This is a genomic window from Saccharibacillus sp. O23, from assembly GCF_002205895.1.
GTDB lineage: Bacteria > Bacillota > Bacilli > Paenibacillales > Paenibacillaceae > Saccharibacillus.
This window is the reverse complement of record NZ_NJDE01000033.1, coordinates 1-17794: the sequence shown is the minus strand read 5'-3', so window position 1 is coordinate 17794 and position 17794 is coordinate 1. Positions and strand designations below refer to the sequence as shown.

The 17794-nt window shown below is 55.8% G+C and carries 20 protein-coding genes and 1 rRNA gene; 20 read left to right on the top strand and 1 reads right to left on the bottom strand.

Annotated elements, in window-relative coordinates:
- Positions 1–178: 178 nt before the first annotated feature.
- A complete protein-coding gene (locus CDO73_RS25605; RefSeq protein WP_088491337.1) occupies positions 179–403 on the bottom strand; it encodes a DUF1128 domain-containing protein in 225 nt (74 codons plus the stop codon).
- A 231-nt stretch (positions 404–634) separates the two neighbouring features.
- On the opposite strand from CDO73_RS25605, the gene yyaC reads away from it, so the two are divergent.
- The 20 genes from yyaC to CDO73_RS27010 form a co-directional block, all read left to right on the top strand.
- Positions 635–1186 (top strand): spore protease YyaC, encoded by a 552-nt coding sequence (gene yyaC / locus CDO73_RS25600; RefSeq protein WP_088491336.1) that lies wholly within the window; start codon positions 635–637, stop codon positions 1184–1186.
- A 78-nt stretch (positions 1187–1264) separates the two neighbouring features.
- Positions 1265–2050: an alpha/beta fold hydrolase gene (locus CDO73_RS25595; RefSeq protein ID WP_088491335.1), complete on the top strand. Its 786-nt coding sequence runs from the start codon at positions 1265–1267 to the stop codon at positions 2048–2050.
- 13 nt (positions 2051–2063) lie between these two features.
- A complete protein-coding gene (locus CDO73_RS25590) occupies positions 2064–2720 on the top strand; it encodes a DUF6483 family protein (RefSeq protein ID WP_088491334.1) in 657 nt (218 codons plus the stop codon).
- Between the two features lie 21 nt (positions 2721–2741).
- Positions 2742–3920 (top strand): class I SAM-dependent methyltransferase, encoded by a 1179-nt coding sequence (locus CDO73_RS25585; RefSeq protein WP_088491333.1) that lies wholly within the window; start codon positions 2742–2744, stop codon positions 3918–3920.
- An 80-nt stretch (positions 3921–4000) separates the two neighbouring features.
- Complete coding sequence (uptA, locus tag CDO73_RS25580) at positions 4001–4615, top strand: undecaprenyl phosphate transporter UptA (protein WP_088491332.1); 615 nt, start codon at positions 4001–4003, stop codon at positions 4613–4615.
- 37 nt (positions 4616–4652) lie between these two features.
- Entirely contained in the window at positions 4653–5222 is a 570-nt protein-coding gene (locus tag CDO73_RS25575; protein WP_088491331.1) for a thioredoxin family protein, read from the top strand.
- 1 nt (position 5223) lies between these two features.
- On the top strand, positions 5224–5856 hold the full coding sequence (locus CDO73_RS25570; RefSeq protein ID WP_088491330.1) for an MBL fold metallo-hydrolase: 633 nt from the start codon (positions 5224–5226) through the stop codon (positions 5854–5856).
- Positions 5857–6187: 331 nt separating this feature from the next.
- On the top strand, positions 6188–6445 hold the full coding sequence (locus CDO73_RS25565) for a hypothetical protein (protein WP_143536185.1): 258 nt from the start codon (positions 6188–6190) through the stop codon (positions 6443–6445).
- Positions 6446–6685: 240 nt separating this feature from the next.
- Positions 6686–7081: an ATPase gene (locus tag CDO73_RS25560; protein ID WP_088491328.1), complete on the top strand. Its 396-nt coding sequence runs from the start codon at positions 6686–6688 to the stop codon at positions 7079–7081.
- A 196-nt stretch (positions 7082–7277) separates the two neighbouring features.
- The gene (gene gatC, locus CDO73_RS25555) at positions 7278–7565 is read left to right on the top strand and encodes an Asp-tRNA(Asn)/Glu-tRNA(Gln) amidotransferase subunit GatC (protein ID WP_088491327.1); all 288 of its coding nucleotides are present in this window, start codon (positions 7278–7280) and stop codon (positions 7563–7565) included.
- Between the two features lie 43 nt (positions 7566–7608).
- Entirely contained in the window at positions 7609–9066 is a 1458-nt protein-coding gene (gene gatA, locus CDO73_RS25550; RefSeq protein WP_088491326.1) for an Asp-tRNA(Asn)/Glu-tRNA(Gln) amidotransferase subunit GatA, read from the top strand.
- Between the two features lie 34 nt (positions 9067–9100).
- On the top strand, positions 9101–10537 hold the full coding sequence (gatB, locus tag CDO73_RS25545) for an Asp-tRNA(Asn)/Glu-tRNA(Gln) amidotransferase subunit GatB (protein WP_088491325.1): 1437 nt from the start codon (positions 9101–9103) through the stop codon (positions 10535–10537).
- Positions 10538–10746: 209 nt separating this feature from the next.
- Positions 10747–11241, top strand: coding sequence for a GNAT family N-acetyltransferase (locus CDO73_RS25540; protein ID WP_088491324.1), 495 nt, complete (start codon positions 10747–10749; stop codon positions 11239–11241).
- A 40-nt stretch (positions 11242–11281) separates the two neighbouring features.
- A complete protein-coding gene (locus CDO73_RS25535; protein ID WP_088491323.1) occupies positions 11282–11995 on the top strand; it encodes an MgtC/SapB family protein in 714 nt (237 codons plus the stop codon).
- A gap of 36 nt (positions 11996–12031) precedes the next feature.
- A complete protein-coding gene (locus CDO73_RS25530; RefSeq protein ID WP_088491322.1) occupies positions 12032–12622 on the top strand; it encodes a hypothetical protein in 591 nt (196 codons plus the stop codon).
- Positions 12612–13874, top strand: a complete 1263-nt coding sequence (locus tag CDO73_RS25525) for a DUF4097 family beta strand repeat-containing protein (protein ID WP_088491321.1) — start codon at positions 12612–12614, stop codon at positions 13872–13874. Before CDO73_RS25530 ends, CDO73_RS25525 begins: the two co-directional genes overlap by 11 nt.
- 94 nt (positions 13875–13968) lie before the next feature.
- Positions 13969–14394 carry a peroxide-responsive transcriptional repressor PerR gene (perR, locus tag CDO73_RS25520; RefSeq protein ID WP_088491320.1) on the top strand — a complete coding sequence of 142 codons (426 nt, stop codon included), beginning with the start codon at positions 13969–13971 and terminating at the stop codon, positions 14392–14394.
- 98 nt (positions 14395–14492) lie between these two features.
- On the top strand, positions 14493–16208 hold the full coding sequence (locus tag CDO73_RS25515; RefSeq protein WP_088491319.1) for a glycosyl hydrolase family 18 protein: 1716 nt from the start codon (positions 14493–14495) through the stop codon (positions 16206–16208).
- 142 nt (positions 16209–16350) lie between these two features.
- Positions 16351–17220 carry a nucleotidyltransferase-like protein gene (locus CDO73_RS25510; RefSeq protein ID WP_088491318.1) on the top strand — a complete coding sequence of 290 codons (870 nt, stop codon included), beginning with the start codon at positions 16351–16353 and terminating at the stop codon, positions 17218–17220.
- Between the two features lie 401 nt (positions 17221–17621).
- Positions 17622–17794 (top strand): 16S ribosomal RNA (locus CDO73_RS27010); the annotation flags it as partial.

Here is a 17794-nt window from a genome sequence, read left to right as displayed (position 1 = left end):
GCTCTTAATTGCTATATAAACGTCCCTTTTCCCGCTGAAACAATCTGAATCGCAGAGCCGCGCGGGATTCGAGCAGCGTTTAAACGGCAAAAGCCCGGCTTCCCGCTCCATAGAGAGCGCGGAAAGCCAGGCTTTGCACAAGAGGTATGATCTAAGATGTCGAGCGGCATATACGCGCTTATTTCCGGCGCAGTCGACCCAGTTCGGAAGCGATCGCTTCGACTTCGGAAATGCTGAGTGAAGGCTTGTTGATCACGAGGTCGTAGACATCGAAGATATCTTCGTACTGATCGACGGAGAACGAAGAAGGCTGCATTGCGGCTCCGGAAGCCATCCGAAGCTTGTTCTTGATCGCTTCGATCATGTATTCCACATTTTCCTGAGTGGGGTTGGACAAATCCATGTATAATCTCCTTCCGGCAGACGAATCCCGTCGGATACTGCACAAGCGAAGACGTCCTGACGGAATCGGGATTCCGCGCAGAGCGCGTTGCGTTGCGACGGCTCATGTTCTCCCATTGTAGCATGATCCGCCGGTACGCTCATCCCTTTTTGCAGAATACCCGCGAAGTGGGGTAAAATCGAATGAGACATGAACGAACAAACCGCAAGATCGAAGAGGTGAAAGCAAGGATTGAGTATAAGCGAATCGGTGTGGGCTCAGACGCAAGAAGGAAGACGGGAAGATCGTTATGCCGATCTGAACGAGCTGTTTGGAGAAACGGCGTCGATCTATCGCCCTAACGAATTGGCTTTTCTTTGTATCGGCACGGATCGCTCCAGCGGAGACGCTTTCGGTCCGCTTGTCGGCAGCCGGCTTCAAGCAGCGGGGTTCCCGCATGTTTTCGGCACGCTGGACGAATTATGCGATGCGACCCGTCTGGAGCGGATGCTGACCCGGCTGCCGCAAGGACTGCCGGTCGTAGCATTCGACGCTTGTCTCGGCAAGCCCGGATCGATCGGCAAGTTTCTGCCGCGGAGAGCGCCGCTGATTCCCGCGGGTTCGATGAAAGGGAACTTTGCTCCGGTCGGCGATTACAGCGTGGCGGCCGTCGTCAATGCGCACGGACCGAAGCCTTATCAGGCTTTGCAGACGGCTTCGCTGCGTGTGGTGCTTGAATTGGCGGACACGGCCGCGGAAGCCGCGATTCGGAACTTCGGTTTGCGGCCTGCGCAGTTTAAATAGGCGGAGAGACCCAAGAAAAACGGGAACGAAGAAGCGCCGTGACCGATAGCGATCTTTATTAAGGAGGAACATTGCGAGATGGAGAGATTGGCGATCGAAGGACTGCCGATCCGTTATGCGGATCGGGGAGAAGGCACCGCGGTGGTACTGCTGCACGGTTTCGTAGGCAGCGCCGATTATTGGGAGCGGATCGTGCCGCTGCTGGAAGGACATTTCCGCTGCATCGTGCCCGATTTGCTCGGCCACGGAGAATCGGAAGCTCCGCCGGGGCCTTACACGATCGAACGCATGGCCGACGGCGTGGCCGAACTGCTCGACGCGCTCGGCATCGAGCAAGCCGTGCTGCTCGGGCATTCGATGGGCGGATATACCGCTTTATCGTTCGCGGAGCGGTATCCGAACCGGTTGTCCGCGTTCGGATTGATCCATTCCATGCCGCTGCCCGACGATGCGGCGGGCAAAGAGAAGCGCGACGCGGTCGCCGAGCGCGTGCTCCGCGAAGGCGTGCGCCCGTTCGTGGAGCAGTCCGCGCCGAACTGGTTCGCGCCGGATAACGCCAAGCGCATGCGCGCCGAGCTTGCGCGCGTGCAGGAGATCGGCTTCGCGACGAAGCCGGAAGGCGCCGCGGGCGCGGCGCTCGCCATGCGCGACCGGCCGGATCGCGGGCAGGTCATCCGCGATTCCGAGCTGCCCGTGCTGCTGATCGCGGGCAGCGAAGACGGCATCGCGCCGCCGGAGAAAGCTTTTGCCGCGGAGAATTCCCGTACGGTCAAGCGCACGATCGAAGGCGCGGGCCATATGAGCCTGTTCGAAGCGCCGCAGGAATTGGCAAGGCAGATCGCTTCTTTTGTCGAAAGTCTGTAAAGGCGGGATTCCATTGTTAAGAAAAGATTATTTGACGCGCATGATCGAAGAGATGACCGAAGCCGTCGGCGAGATGTTGGGCTTGCGCCGGCAGCAGAAGAACGAACAGGCACTGGAGAAATTGGACGGCGTGCTCAAACGGAATTTCCGCATGAGCGAGCAGATGCTGCGCTCGCTTCCACCGGAAGAACTGATTCAGCTGTTCCGGCAGCGCGGCGAAGCGGTCGATGCGGAGAGCATTCAATTGGTCGCCCGCATGCTTCAAGAGAACGCGGAGATTCGCGAGAACATGGGCGAAGAGCAAGAAGTCGCGCTCGCGCGCATCAAGGCCCTGCACCTGTATCTCTATGCCGCTTTGAACGGAGGCAGCCGAGAACTCGTGGATTATCCCGTCCGCATCGAAGAGATGAGAACGCTGCTCGAACGGTACCGGCTGCCTGCCGCCGTCGAACGGTTGATCATGCTGTACGAAGAACGCGAAGGACATTACGTGCAGGCGGAAGACGCCATGTATCGGATGCTGAACGCGAGCCCCGAAGACGATCGGAACGCGCTGGAAGAAGGCCGGATGTTTTATGCCCGGCTGTCCGCGCTCGAAGACGATAAGCTGCAAACCGGAGGCCTGACTCGAGCCGAACTCGAAGAAGGAATCGAAGCTTTGCAGGATTAGCGAGAGGATGAGAAAGACCCTATGCAAACGATTAACGAATTATTGGGCGCCGTGCTGCCGGAAGGCAAACTCGTGACCGCGACCTTGAGCCAGCCGAGACGCAAAGAAGAAGGCGCGTATACCAAAGTCGCCGTCAAACCGGTGCTGCTCAAGAACGAACTGCATTATCAGCTTGCGTACCATTACGAGAAAAAAGTCACGCATGATAACTTGACGCCCGACGACGCGTTCGCCAAGCTGTCCGACCTGCTCGAAAACGAAATGCGTCAGGCTTTGTTTTGCACGCTGGAAGCCGATTATCAGGTTTTGATCAGCAAAAAAGGCAAAACGGGCATTTTGAAAAAGCCGCCGACCAAAAAAGAAGCGCCGAACCTGTCGCATAATCGCAAAAAGACGTATGTTTTGGACGAAGGACAACCGGTGCCTTTTCTGGTCGAACTGGGCGTCATGAACGACAAAGGCCGCGTGTTGGCCGCCAAATACGATAAGTTCCGTCAGATCAATCGTTTCCTCGAGATGGTACGCGACATTCTGCCGGCGCTGCCTCAAGACCGCAAGCTGACGATCGTCGATTTCGGCTGCGGCAAGTCGTATCTGACATTCGCGCTGTATCATTATCTGGCCGTGCAGGAAGGATTCGAGCTGAACGTCGTGGGACTCGATCTCAAAGCGGACGTGATCGAACACTGCGAAGCGCTGGCGCGCACGCTGAATTACGACGGGCTGCATTTCCGCATCGGCGATATCGCCGACTATAACGAATTCGATGCCGTGGATATGGTGATCACGCTGCATGCCTGCGATACGGCAACCGACGCCGCGTTGGAGAAGGCCGTCCGCTGGGGCGCTTCGGCGATTTTGTCCGTGCCTTGCTGCCAACACGAACTGTTCGCGCAGGTCCGCAGCGAGACGTTGGAGCCGCTGCTTTCGCACGGAATCTTGAAAGAACGCTTTGCCGCGCTCGCCACGGATGCCGTTCGTTCGAAACTGCTCGATATCGTCGGATACAAGACGCAGCTGCTCGAATTCATCGACATGGAGCACACGCCGAAAAACATTCTGATCCGCGCGGTCAAATCGGGAGAACCGGATACCGGCGCGCTGTGGCAGGAGTACGAGACGTTCCGCAATTTCCTCGGCGCCGAGCCGTATCTGGAAAACGCGCTGCGCGATCGCTTGCCGTCGGCTTCGACGCTCTGAGTGTTCGCTCGCCGCTGGCTTTAACGCAAAAAGATCGGACGTAACGAATCAAATCGCATGCAGAGGAAAGAGGGAAAACGTTGAGCGTAATATCGGACATCGTGGCGCAGTTGTTTGCGTGGATCCAAGGGCTCGGTTATTTCGGCATCATGTTCGGCCTGATGGTCGAAGTCATTCCCAGCGAGATCGTATTGGCTTACGGCGGCTTTCTCGTCTATTCGGGAGATATCAACTTCTGGGGCGCGGTGCTGTTCGGCACCATCGGAGGCGTCGTCGCCCAACTGTTCATTTACTGGATCAGCCGTTACGGCGGACGTCCGGTGCTGAAACGGTTCGGCAAATACATTTTTATCAAAGAATCGCATATCGATCACGCCGAGACATGGTTCAATAAGTACGGAGCGGGAATTATCTTCACGGGACGTTTTATCCCGGTCGTGCGGCACGCGATCTCGATTCCGGCCGGATTGGCGAAAATGCCGACTTGGCGCTTTACGCTGCTGACCACTTTAGCCGTCATTCCGTGGTCGATCCTGTTCGTGTTCTTGGGCTACCAACTCGGCGGCCAATGGGAGCAGATCGACGAGAAAGCTTCGCCTTACGTCATGCCGATCATCGTAGGCGCGGTATTCGTGCTTGCCGTTTATTTGATCGTTAAAGCGATGTTGACCCGTCGAAGAAAAAGCCGTGTTTGATTCGGATTTCGTAACTTGAAAAGAAAAGAGGGAGATCATGAGCAAATCCAATTTGAAGTCGCGTTTCGGTACGGGGCTCAGCCCGCAGGGATTCATGGATTCGATGGAAAAAAACAAAGAAACGTTCGCGGCGGGGTATCGCGATTTCGCATGGAAAAACGCAGAAGACCGTTCGTTCTTCGAAGGGCTCCGCGAACGCGAAGACCTGCGCTGCGTGATTCTCGCGGCCGATTGGTGCGGGGACGTGGCGCGTAACGTGCCGGTCGTATTCCGCGTTCTCGAAACGGCGGATATGCCTGTCGACGTGCTGATTCTGGAAGAAAACTTCGATCTGATGGACGAGTACCTGACGATGGGCGGCCGTTCCGTGCCGATCGTCATCTTCGCGAACGCCGAAGGCGAACCGCTGCTGCAATGGGGACCGCGTCCGGAGAAAGTGCAGGAACTGATGCGCAAGTTCAAAGCGGAGAACCCGGATCGCGAAGCGGCGGATTACGCCGACAACATGAAAGTCGTTCGCGAGCAGATGGCGGAACGTTACGGCGAAGGCACCTCGATTCACGAAGTGATCGTGCACGAGCTGCGTACGCTGCTGGCGGGGGTGTAAGATGCTGCGCGTCGAGACATTTAATCTGGGACCGCTGCAAACCAATGCCTACCTGCTGCGCGGAGAAGACGATCTCAAAGCCGTAGTCATCGACCCCGGCATGAATCCGGCCGCGCTGCTGCGCCGGGTCGAGCATCTGCATATCGAAGCCGTGCTGCTGACGCATGCGCATTTCGACCATATCGGCGGCGTCGAAGCGCTGCGCAAACTCAAAGGCTGTCCGGTATACGTGCATGATCTGGAAGCCGGATGGTTGGAAGACGCGAAACTGAACGGATCGGCCAAATGGGCAGAACTCGGAGGTCCGATCACGGCTTCGCCCGCCGAATTCGCGCTCGCAGAAGGGCAGACGCTGAGTCTGATCGGCAACGAATTCAACGTGCTGCATACGCCGGGGCATTCGCCGGGCAGCGTCAGTTTCTTGTGCGGCAAAGACCTGTTCGCCGGCGACGTATTGTTCCGCGAAGGCGTGGGACGCACGGATCTGTACGGCGGACGGCAGGGCGATCTGGTCGATTCGATTCGCTTGAAGCTCTATAAGCTGCCCGACGATACGGTCGTTTATCCGGGTCACGGCCCGCGCACCAAGATCGGTTACGAAAAAATAAACAATCCGTTCGTACCCGCTTCTTGAACCTATGCGGTACGTACAAGTCCGGATATCTCGAATTTTTCGTATCAAAAGTATGGACAACACCGGGACGCGGTAGTATATTACTATACAGTTAGTGGATGCAATGATTTGATGAATTTAAAACGCGCCGAATGCGGAGATGGCCTCGATCCATTCTTACGCGGCGCACATGACGCCTGCGAAGCACGCAAGCTGAGGAATTAATTCCCGGTTTGCGTTCTTTTTTTTTGCTATTTAATGGGGGATTATTGGCGAAAATGGCAATTAGATGGCCGTTATGCAGCTTGAGCGGTCACAAGGCCAGAGAAGCACTCGAGGAGGACGAATCGAATTGGACGGAGCCAAACTAGTGAGACTGTTGGAAGCGAAGGACGGGGCGGGGAGCGGTGAAATGACGGAGAAGCGCTTGGAATCGCAAACGGGACAAACGCAGGCGGATCGACCTAGAGAAAGCGGTGCATGCCAATCGGATCGCCGGCCGGCATCGGTGTTGACATGGAACAATGCGAAATTGAACGGGAATCGGATCGCGCAGCCTTGGCACGAGCGGCTGCGCCGGATTCGCGGCGATCAAGACTTGAATTTCTGACTGCTTTTATAAGTGCGCGTCTTTCCTCTCGGTCGTTTTGCAGGTGCTTACTGAAAAAGGGTTGATTTTCACGAAAAACCGGCATAAAGTGAGCCTATGGCGTGGACATCCTAACCTTTTTTTAGTAGGATATAATCTAAGCATTTGCAGTTATATTCGTTTTCGCGCAAGAGTGGACCATAAAGCCCGGAACGTCCCGGTGGGCCGGACTTTGTAGATGACGACCGAGGGGGAGAAAGAATGCTTCATCTGGGAGAAAAAATCGTGATCGTCGCGGACGTCTTCGAACAAAATCTTCCTGTGGGAGAATACGGGTATTTGATCGCTTACGACCGTAATCCGGATAATGTTTTCGATTATATCATTCGGATCCCGCAGGCTAACCGCAACTTTTTCGTAACCGACAAAGACATCGAGCCGGAAGAGAACGTGCTGCGCTTCGAGGCTGAACAGATTGAACGCGCCGCGTTGATCGATTACGCGTTGGCGACACATAACGAGAAGCTGTTCCATCAAGTGATGAACGGAGAGATCGAAGCCGCCGAATCGGAGTCGGAAGCCGAAGCTTCCGCCAAAGAGGAGCCCATGTCGCAAGCCGAGTTCATTAAACGCATCAACTTACGAGCATGGATTTAGAGTCGGCGAATGCCGGCTTTTTTCTTTGTCCGAAAAGGCCGTTATCCCGCCCCGCCGCTTTTTCGGGCAGACAGGATAAGCTTTCCGGTCATTCGAGAGACTTAGCGATCCTCTGGATTTTTGCGGGGGGGTCACCTATAATGGGGACATTGAAGCCTTGCGGCACTTTAACTCTTTAAACGATAGGAGAACAGCGATGAAAATTACCGTTGAACAAGTCGAGCATGTAGCGAAGTTGGCTCGGCTGAAGATAAACGACGACGAAAAAGAAATGTTCGCCGAACAGCTCAGCGCGATCTTGCAGTACGCGGAGAAGCTCGAAGAGTTGAACACCGAAGGCGTAGAACCGACGACGCACGTCCTGCCGCTGCACAGCGTCATGCGCGAAGACGTCGTACAAGACAGCCTGCCGATCGAACGGGTTCTGCATAACGCGCCGGAAGACGAAGACGGACAATTCCGCGTGCCTGCGGTACTGGATTGATTCGCAAGATTTAACGAGTTAACGATTAAGCGGAGGTGCGATAGTGACATTGTTCGATTTGGGACTTCGTGAGATTCAAAACCGGATTCAAGCCGGCGAACTGTCCGTGACCGAATTGGTCAAGGAATCCCTACATAAAGTCGGGGAACGGGACGAGAAAGTAAAAGCATTTTTGACGGTCGACGAAGCCGGAGCGCTTGCGGCCGCGGCGAAATTGGACGAGAGATTGGCATCGGGCGGCGAGCGGGGCTTGTTGTTCGGTCTGCCTGCCGGCGTCAAAGACAATATCGTGACGGAAGGGCTGCGCACGACCTGCGCGAGCCAATTCCTGCGCGATTTCGATCCGGTATACGACGCGACCGTGGTCAAGAAACTTCGCGCGGCGGACAGCGTCACGATCGGCAAGCTGAACATGGACGAGTTCGCGATGGGCGGCTCCAACGAGAATTCCAGCTTCTATCCGGTACGCAATCCTTGGAATTTGGACCGCGTTCCGGGCGGTTCCAGCGGCGGCTCCGCGGCGTCGGTCGCGGCCGGCGAAGTCTACTTCTCGCTGGGTTCCGATACGGGCGGTTCGATCCGTCAACCCGCTTCTTACTGCGGCGTAGTCGGATTGAAGCCGACTTACGGCTTGGTATCGCGTTTCGGCTTGGTGGCGTTCGCTTCCTCGCTGGATCAGATCGGTCCGGTCACCCGCAACGTGGAAGACGCGGCTTACGTGCTGCAGGCCATCGCGGGACATGACGATCGGGATTCGACATCGGCGAACGTGAACGTGCCGGACTATGCTTCCGCGCTGACGGGCGACGTCAAAGGGCTGCGCATCGCCGTGCCGAAAGAATATATCGGCGAAGGCGTCGATCCGCAGGTCAAAGAATCCGTCATGGCGGCGATTCGCCAACTGGAAGCGCTCGGCGCGACTTGGGAAGAAGTGTCCATGCCGCATACCGAATATGCGCTGGCGGCTTATTACCTGCTGTCGTCCTCGGAAGCTTCGTCCAATCTGGCTCGTTTCGACGGGGTTCGTTATGGCGTGCGCGCCGATAACCCGGACAATCTGCTCGACCTCTATTTGAAGTCGAGAAGCGAAGGTTTCGGAGACGAAGTGAAGCGCCGCATCATGCTGGGTACCTACGCGCTGAGTTCCGGCTACTACGACGCCTACTATCTGAAGGCGCAGAAAGTCCGGACTTTGATCAAACAGGACTTCGACAACGTGTTCGAGAAGTTCGACGTGATCGTGGGACCTACCGCTCCGACGACCGCTTTCGCGATCGGTTCGCAATCCGACGATCCGCTGACCATGTACCTGAACGACATCTTGACGATTCCGGTCAGCTTGGCGGGCGTTCCGGCGATCAGCATTCCTTGCGGATTCGTCGACGATATGCCGGTCGGTCTTCAGATCATCGGCAAGCCGTTCGACGAACAGACCGTGCTGCGCGTTTCGCACGCGTTCGAGCAGCATACCGATCATCATACACGCCGCCCGCAGATTTAATCCGCGCGCGTTTATAGAGGAGGAAATGCTTGTAATGTCCACCGTACAATACGAAACGGTCATCGGACTCGAAGTGCACGTCGAGCTGCATACGAAGTCCAAGATCTTCTGCGGCTGCTCCACCGAATTCGGGGCGCCGCCCAATACGCATACCTGCCCGGTCTGCCTCGGGCATCCCGGCGTGCTGCCGGTATTGAACCGTCAAGCCGTCGAATACGCGATCAAAGCCGCTATGGCGCTGAACTGTCAGATCGCCGACATCAGCCATTTCGACCGCAAGAACTATTTCTATCCGGATTCGCCGAAGGCGTATCAGATCTCCCAAGCCGGACGCCCGATCGGCGAACACGGCTGGATCGATATCGAAGTCGACGGCAAGACGAAGCGCATCGGCATCACCCGTCTTCATTTGGAAGAAGACGCCGGCAAGCTGACCCATACGGGCGCGTTCGGCTCTCTGGTCGACTTCAACCGCGTAGGTACGCCGCTGGTGGAGATCGTCTCCGAACCGGAGATCTCTTCGCCGGAAGAAGCGCGCGCTTACCTCGAGAAGATGCGCGCGATCATGCAGTACTGCGAAGTCTCGGACGTGAAGATGGAAGAAGGTTCGCTTCGCTGCGACGCCAACATCAGCTTGCGTCCGCAGGGCCAGAAAGAGTTCGGCATCCGCGCCGAACTCAAGAACATGAACTCGTTCCGCGGCGTGCAGCGCGGTTTGGAGTACGAAGAAGTCCGCCAAGCCGAGATTCTCGACGAAGGCGGACAGGTCGTGCAGGAGACTCGCCGCTGGGACGAAACCAAAGGGCAGACGTTCTCCATGCGCGGCAAAGAAGAAGCGCATGACTATCGCTACTTCCCGGACCCCGATCTGGTGACGGTCGAGATCGGCGCGGACTGGAAAGAGCGGATCGGCGCGACCATTCCGGAACTTCCGGATGCCCGCAGAGCCCGTTACAGCGCGGATTACGGTCTTCCGGCCTACGACGCGCAGGTCATTACTTCTTCGAAGCCGCTGGCGGATCTGTTCGAAGAAAGCTTGAAGTACACGGAAGACGCCAAATCCGTGTCCAACTGGATCATGGGCGACCTGCTCGGCCACCTGAACACGAGCGGCCTCGAACTGAGCGCGGTTCCGCTGACCGGACAAGGACTGGGCGAGCTCGTCGGATTGATCGGCAAAGGCACGGTCAGCAACAAGATTGCCAAGACCGTGTTCAAAGAAATGCTGGCAAGCGGCAAACTTCCGCAGCAGATCGTGGAAGAACAGGGGCTTGTGCAGATCAGCGACGAGGGTGCCATCAAGGCGATCGTGGTTGAAGTCGTTGCCGCCAATCCGCAGTCGGTCGAAGATTACCGCGCCGGCAAAGATAAGGCGATCGGCTTCTTGGTCGGTCAGGTCATGAAGCAGAGCAAGGGCAAAGCCAACCCGGGGTTGGTCAACAAACTGCTCTTGGAATTGCTCCAGAACTGATCGGATACCGGCCGTTCGGCTGTATAGAAGGCGCGTTCGTGCAGGCGAACGCGCCTTTCTTCATGTCTTTTCGCGCAGCGCGCACCCGAAGCCGACGCGTTACGTTCGCGCGAACGTAACGCGATTTCTAACGTCTAGGCAAGCGAAGGACGAGCCCGCGCGGGAAGCCTTGACGAATTTCGGTTAATACTGAGTGAAGGAGCGAGGAAATGGGGACGATTCATAAGCTCGATATGTCGGACGATTCCCGGGTCGAAGAACTTTTGCGTTTGCAGACCGTCGCTTATCGTTTGGAAGCCCGGTTGATCGGTTTCGACGAAATTCCGCCTTTGGCGGATACGATAGAGACCCTCAAACGCAGCAGCGACGTTTTTTACGGATATTTGGCGGAAAACGGCGAATTGGTCGGCGCGATCGCGGTCGAAGAAGAAAGACCCGGCGAGTTGACGTTAACGCGCATGATGGTAAGGCCGGATTGTTTCCGGCAGGGAATCGCGAGCCGGCTGATCGAATACGTTTTTGCGCGGTATCCCGATTTTTCGGCTTATATCGTTTCGACCGGAACCCGCAACGAACCGGCGATGAATCTTTATAAGCGTTTCGGTTTTGTTCCGTTCAAGAGCGAAGCGATCGCCCCGGGCGTGGAATTGACGACGATGGAACGCGGCCGCAAGCTTAGAAATCGGTCGGCCGATTCGGATTGACGATTGACGGATTGATTGAATGATAAGGAGTAGCAAGCTAATGACGAATCCTTGGGTTATCGATAATATTCACATTTTGCTCCGTTTGGTCTGCGCGGTTCTGCTCGGCGGTTTGATCGGCTGGGAACGGGAACGATCCAGTCACGCTGCCGGTCTGCGCACGCATATTTTGGTTTCGGTCGGATCGACCCTCATCATGCTGTTGTCGATGTACGGCTTCGTGGCCTTCGTCGATCAGCCCAGCGTCAGAGTCGATCCGGCGCGTCTGGCGACCGCGGTCATCTCGGGCATCGGTTTTCTGGGAGCAGGGACCATCTTGTTTACCGGCAAATCGATTACCGGATTGACCACCGCGGCCTCGTTATGGGTCGTAGCGGCGATCGGTCTGGCGGTAGGCGCCGGATTCTACTTTGCCGCGATCTTGACCACGCTGTTCGTTTTCTTGACCCTTCTGGTGTTGAACGTCGTCGAACAGCGCTATATTCGCGGCCACCATACCCATATCGTGACCGTTCGAGGGCGAACGGGGAGCGGTTTGATGGAGAACGTATCGGCTTTCATGAAAGAACGAGAGGTAAGAATCCGCAAGATGGAAGTGCATATGGGCGGAGAAGGTCCGGTTACCGAATCGGGCTCGTCTTCTTCCGTTGCGGAAGTCGTCATGCATCTGACCTCCGAAAAAAGAATGGATCCTGCCGAAATGACTCATCAACTGCTGCGCATGGACGGCGTCTATTCGGTCGCGATCGAGTAGACGCGTCCGCATGCCGGAATAAAGGAGGGGGTCATCATGGGCAAAACGGACAAGACCAAAAACAAAACCAAGAAGCAGAAACGCAAGTTGATCGCCTGTCTGCTGTCCGCTGTCGTTCCCGGCACCGGCCATATTTACCTCGGATTGATTCAGAAAGGCTTCTCTTTCGTTTTGACGATTTTGTTGGTGATCGAAGCTCTTTTGTATTTCTCGGCAACGGGAATCAAGATCAATGTTCCGCTGCTGATTCTGTTGGGATTGATGGTTCCGGTCATTTACTTTTACAGCGTATACGACGTGCTTCAAGCGACCGACCGCGTCAACGAGAGACGCAAGGCCCGAGAGAACGAACTGTACGATTGGCGGAAAAGCGTGACGTTCGCTTTGATCCTGCTCGGAGAAGGGACGCTGCTGCTGATCCTGCACAGTCGGCCTTTCTGGTTCCGGCAGTTGATCGAGTCCTACGGACGCGAGATCGCGGCAGCCGGTCTGGTGCTTTTGGGACTAGCGTTTGCCGTTGTTCAAGCTTTCAGTATTCGCCGGGCGGCGGCTCAGCCGGGCTCCGCTCCCGTGCGGCCGCGGAAGCAGCCGAAAACTGCGGCAAAGGAGGGATCTCATGATTCCTAAAATCCGCATCGGCCGTTGGACCGCCGCGCTCGTGCTGATCGCCGTCGGCCTGCTGCTGCTTAACGACGAGCTGCGCGGACGGGACGACATGCTGCAATTGATCCGTTTTTGGCCAGCCGTTTTCGTGTTGTGGGGAATCGAATATCTGGTTATGCTGTTGACGTTTCGTCGGCGCGGCGGATTGAGACGGAGGTTTCGTATCGATTTCGCAGGCATGCTTATCGCGTCGCTGCTCAGCGTCTCGGTGTTTATCGTCACGCAGCAGAACCATTACCTGCATCTCTGGAACAAAGTCAGTCTCGACTTGACCAGTTCCGCGATCGAGTTCAGCGAGGCGGAAGGGAACAAATTCGCCAAACCTTCCGTGGACGTCGCGGCGTCGCTCGAAATGACCGGTTTATCCGTCGAAGGCATCAACGGAGATATCGTGATCCGCCGCGGATTCTCCGATCGGATCCGTATCCGCAGCACCGTCTGGGTCGATCAAGCCGAGCCCGAACAAGCGAAAGCCGTTGCCGAGAAAAGCGGGGTCAAGGTCGAAGAAGGAGAAACGTTGACCCTTACGACGCAATCCGAACCTTACGGAACGTCGGGCCGCCGGCAGCCGCGCATCGATCTGGAGATCCTGCTTCCGCCGGAGCGGAGTTTCGATATGAATGTTCGAACGAACGGCGGTTCCGTCACGCTGAACGGCGTTCAAGCGCTGCGTTCGATCTCCGTTCAGACCGGCGGAGGCAAGCTTGAATTCATCAACGTCGTCGGCAGCATCGCGGCCTCCACGTCCAGAGGAAGCATCCGTCTCGATACCGTGGCGGGCAACGTCAAAGCCGATACGCAACAGGGCGATATCGAGAGTTCGAACGTGGCCGGTTCCGTGAATTTGACGACCATTCTCGGCAACGTCGCCGCGACCGGCACGCTCGGCGATATCGCGATCGACTCCCGAAACGGCAGCATCGACGTCGGCGGCGTCAACTTCGGGTTGTCCGCGCAAACGCTGAACGGCAACGTGAACGTCCGCTCGCGAACGGTAGGCGGCAATTGGTCGGTCTACAGCGCCGTCGGCCGCATCGATCTGACGCTGCCGCCGTTCGGGAATTACGAAATGAAAGGCTCCAACGGCTACGGCGATATTCGCAGCGAGCTGCCGTTCGCGATCGAAGATCGCACGCTGAGCGGCACTTACGGCGACGGCGAGTTTACGGTAAACGTGGACGGAAACGGCGATCTGAACATCTACAAAAGCGAGTAACCGCCGAACCTTCGAAGTTCACACGTTGACAAAAAATATTCACAAACCTTACAATGGAGAGTAACCCGAGGAATAAGGCAAGGAGGAGAACGAGATGACGACACGCGTGCAACATGCTTTGGAACAGCTGAAAATCAACGGTGTACGCATCACTCCCCAAAGACATGCCATTTTGACCTACCTCATGGAGAATATGGGTCATCCGACTGCGGACGAGATCTATCGCGCGCTGTGTCCTCAATTTCCGAGCATGAGCGTCGCCACCGTATACAACAATCTCAAGATGCTGATCGAAGCCGGGATGATCCACGAATTGACTTACGGAGACAACTCCAGTCGGTTCGATGCGAACGTCAGCGAGCATTATCATATTATCTGCGAGAAATGCGGCAAGATCGAAGATTTCCATCATCCTTACTTGGAGGAAGTCGAGCGCTCCGCGGCGCAATCGACGGGATTCGCGGTCAAAGGTCACCGGCTGGAAGTGTACGGAGTATGCAAAAGTTGCAGCGAACATTGACGTTTGCTTACAATAAGGCGTGTGGAGCCGATTCGGGCTCCCGCGCTTTTTTTTGTGGCGTATCTTGGCAAAACGTGCAGAAGGGAAGCTGTTGAAGAGTGAGCAGAAGCAGGCAGAGACGCATTCGGAAAAAGAACCGATTAGGCAGGGCGCTGCTGCTGGGCGTAGTCGTCGCGGGCGCGGCATGGGGAGTGTGGCAGTTCTTGCCGAACTTCTCGCATCAAGAACCGGAGTGGTCGGGTAAAAGCAAACCCGTTTTTATAGAAGGACAATGGAGCGGTTATACCGCAAAAGGGGAAGGCGCAACGCTGAAGCTCCCTCTTCCGCTGGTGCAAAAACAGATCGATGCCTACGCTTACGGCGATCCCGACGGGGAGACGGCTATTTTGACGACTGCGCACGATATGCTGGTTTTGAAAAAAGACGGCAAAGAAGCCGAATTGAACGGGGCGTCCTATAAGCTTGCCGTCGCCGCCGAAGACGCGGACGGCGTCATGTATGTACCGGTCGAACCGCTCGAGCGCCTGTACGGGATCCGGATCGCGGAAGAGAGTCCCGAAGGCAGCGTGATCGTGCTGAAGGCCGGCGAAAAGTTCCGGACCGCTTCCGCCGTGGACGGGGGCTGGCTGCGTTCGCCTAAACTTCGAAGCGAAGCGTCCGTCAAATCGCCGATCGTGGCCGATTTGGAAGACGGGACGAAACTGCGCGTGTGGAGCGAGAAAGACGGTTGGCTGTATGCGCAGACCGATGACGGGCGCGCCGGCTATATTCCGGACAAAGACGTGCAAACGGGCAAGGAAGAAACCGTCCCTTCCCTCGAGGTCAAGCCTACCGAAGCTTCGGGCGAGTGGGCGAAGCGGAAAATCAATCTGGCTTGGGAAGCCGTCTATGAACGCAAACCGAATCCGGACGTCATCGAAGAAATGAAAGGCGTGAACGTCGTCAGCCCGACTTGGTTTTCGCTCAAAGACGGCGATGGAAACGTCAGCAGCAAAGCGGATTCGGCTTATGTCGGACGGGCTCACAATCGGGGCAAGCAGGTCTGGGGGTTGTTCAGCAACGGCTTCGAAGCCGATTGGACGCGCGCCATGCTCGGGGACTACGAGACTCGTTCGCGCGCGATCGGACAAGTGCTGGAACATGCCGAGACGTTTAAACTGGACGGCATCAATCTCGATTTCGAAAATGTGTATACCGAAGACAAGGCTCCGTTCGTAGAGTTCGTGCGGGAGTTTACCGTACGGGCGCGGGCGCAAGGATTGACCGTGTCGATCGACGTGACGCCGAAATCTTCGACCGAAATGTGGTCGGCTTTCTTGGACCGCCGAGCGTTGGGCGAGACCGTCGACTTCATGATGGTGATGGCATACGACGAACACTGGGCCAGCAGTCCGGAAGCCGGTTCCGTCGCTTCGCTTCCTTGGGTAGAAAAAGCGGTGAAGCGGATTCTGGAAGAAGACGAAGTCCCGGCGGCCAAACTCGTTCTGGGCATTCCGCTCTACACGCGGGTGTGGACCGAAACGACCGAAGACGGCAAGACCAAAGTCACTTCTTCGGCCGTAGGCATGGAAACTTCCCAACGGCTGGTCGCCGAAAGCGGCGCCAAAAAAGAGTTCTTGGAAGACGTAGGCCAAAATTATGCGCAGTATACGGAAGACGGGGCGACCAAACGCATCTGGTTGGAAGACGGCGAATCGTTAAAGCGCCGCGTCGGGCTTGCCGATCAGTACGGGCTTGCCGGAGTGGCGAGTTGGACGCGCAGTTTCGCTTCCGCGGAAGCATGGGAAATATTGCAGACCGTTAACGGAAAATAATACGCGTTAAAAGAATGAGCCTCCGAACAAAGAAGGAATAGACCGCCCGGCGTAGAATAACAAGGGACGGCAAAACGCGGAATGTATAGCGTTCGTCGCCAAACGGATCGCGGGGCGGCCTAATCGGGAGGGGGGAGCAAAAATGAATCCATTTACGTTCGGCGGTCGGAATGCGGACGAACCCGTTCCTCTCGGAATCGTCGCCTGCCATCGGCCCGGAGGAACGTTTCACGGCGCGCTGCTTCAAGATTTCGACATCCTCATCTTTTTGATCTACGAGAAATCGGAAACGGGCATGCAGACCCATCATCGCGTGGAAAACGGCGTGCATTACCAACTGCTCAGCTTGCAAGCGGGCGAACTGAGACGCTGGATCGTCACGGGAGAGAATCGTTCGTTGGTTCATTATTTTTTGCAAGGGGAAGTGGTAGATGACATGAATGGACAGATCCTGCACTTGAGGAAGCAGGTAGAGCGTTTCGAACAACCCCTGCGGGAGCAGCGGTTATTTTTTGAATTCGCTCGGTTTTTGCATCACTACGTGGAGGCCAAGCGTCATATGACGGAAGGGCACGAGATGGATGCTTACTACAGTACGCTCAAGTCTCTGCATCACTGGGCCTGCATCGAGTTGGTTCAACAGTCCGTTTATCCTGACAAAACGATATGGAATCAGATTCGGGCGCGCAGCGCGCAAGTCTACAAATTATACGAGCAGTTGGCCTTCAGTCAGGAGACGCTGCGGGAAAGAGTGGAATTGGTACTCTTGGCTTGCGAGTTTTCGGTCATGTCGAAAATGGCGGACTGTACAGGCTTGTTGATCAGAGTGCTTCGCAGCCGAAGAGTTCCGTGGACGATCGAAGAATTGATACGCCATCCCGACCTTCGGTACGTGCAAAGAGAACTGCCCATGGTGGTCAGAAAACTGGTATATCGTTCGTTGATCAAGCAATGGCCTCGCGAGAATAAAAGGAACTTTCAGAGCGAGGAAATCCGCTACAGCGCGGATTAGAGGGCCGAAAGCGCATCGAAAAAGAATGTAAACGGATGAAATTTCGAAAAAGGGTTGACTCTCTAGCTAAATACATGGTAAATTAAATCTCGCCCTTTGCAGGGCAGCAGCGCTAACTCGCTGCGACAAAACGATCGCATCGAAGTTCGAAAAAAAACTTTTAAAAAAAGTGCTTGACGAACTGCTTGCGAAAGTGATAAGATATAAAAGTCGCCGCTGAGACAACGACAGCGACGAGAAAGAAAAGAATTACCGAGTTTGTTCTTTGAAAACTGGATAACGAGTGAACAACGATGGCTTCGGCCATCGTGAGAATAAAAGGTTCTTGAGCAATCGAGAATCGCCACGTTTTAAACGAGCACATGGTGCTTTCTTGATAATTCGGCCTTCGGGTCGCAACTTTAATGGAGAGTTTGATCCTGGCTCAGGACGAACGCTGGCGGCATGCCTAATACATGCAAGTCGAGCGGAGTTGATAAGAAGCTTGCTTCTTTGATACTTAGCGGCGGACGGGTAAAAAAAAAAAAACAAATGATGTATCAGTATTCATTCTGTGAATAGTCTCAGCGGACTT

Coding starts and splice junctions, on each gene's coding strand:
- CDO73_RS25595 (WP_088491335.1), top strand. CDS start 1,265: ATGGAGAGATTGGCGATCGAAGGACTGCCGATCCGTTATGCGGATCGG.
- perR (WP_088491320.1), top strand. CDS start 13,969: ATGACGACACGCGTGCAACATGCTTTGGAACAGCTGAAAATCAACGGT.
- CDO73_RS25570 (WP_088491330.1), top strand. CDS start 5,224: ATGCTGCGCGTCGAGACATTTAATCTGGGACCGCTGCAAACCAATGCC.
- CDO73_RS25585 (WP_088491333.1), top strand. CDS start 2,742: ATGCAAACGATTAACGAATTATTGGGCGCCGTGCTGCCGGAAGGCAAA.
- CDO73_RS25510 (WP_088491318.1), top strand. CDS start 16,351: ATGAATCCATTTACGTTCGGCGGTCGGAATGCGGACGAACCCGTTCCT.
- CDO73_RS25525 (WP_088491321.1), top strand. CDS start 12,612: ATGATTCCTAAAATCCGCATCGGCCGTTGGACCGCCGCGCTCGTGCTG.
- gatC (WP_088491327.1), top strand. CDS start 7,278: ATGAAAATTACCGTTGAACAAGTCGAGCATGTAGCGAAGTTGGCTCGG.
- CDO73_RS25575 (WP_088491331.1), top strand. CDS start 4,653: ATGAGCAAATCCAATTTGAAGTCGCGTTTCGGTACGGGGCTCAGCCCG.
- CDO73_RS25530 (WP_088491322.1), top strand. CDS start 12,032: ATGGGCAAAACGGACAAGACCAAAAACAAAACCAAGAAGCAGAAACGC.
- CDO73_RS25605 (WP_088491337.1), bottom strand. CDS start 403: ATGGATTTGTCCAACCCCACTCAGGAAAATGTGGAATACATGATCGAA.
- CDO73_RS25535 (WP_088491323.1), top strand. CDS start 11,282: ATGACGAATCCTTGGGTTATCGATAATATTCACATTTTGCTCCGTTTG.
- gatB (WP_088491325.1), top strand. CDS start 9,101: ATGTCCACCGTACAATACGAAACGGTCATCGGACTCGAAGTGCACGTC.
- CDO73_RS25540 (WP_088491324.1), top strand. CDS start 10,747: ATGGGGACGATTCATAAGCTCGATATGTCGGACGATTCCCGGGTCGAA.
- CDO73_RS25560 (WP_088491328.1), top strand. CDS start 6,686: ATGCTTCATCTGGGAGAAAAAATCGTGATCGTCGCGGACGTCTTCGAA.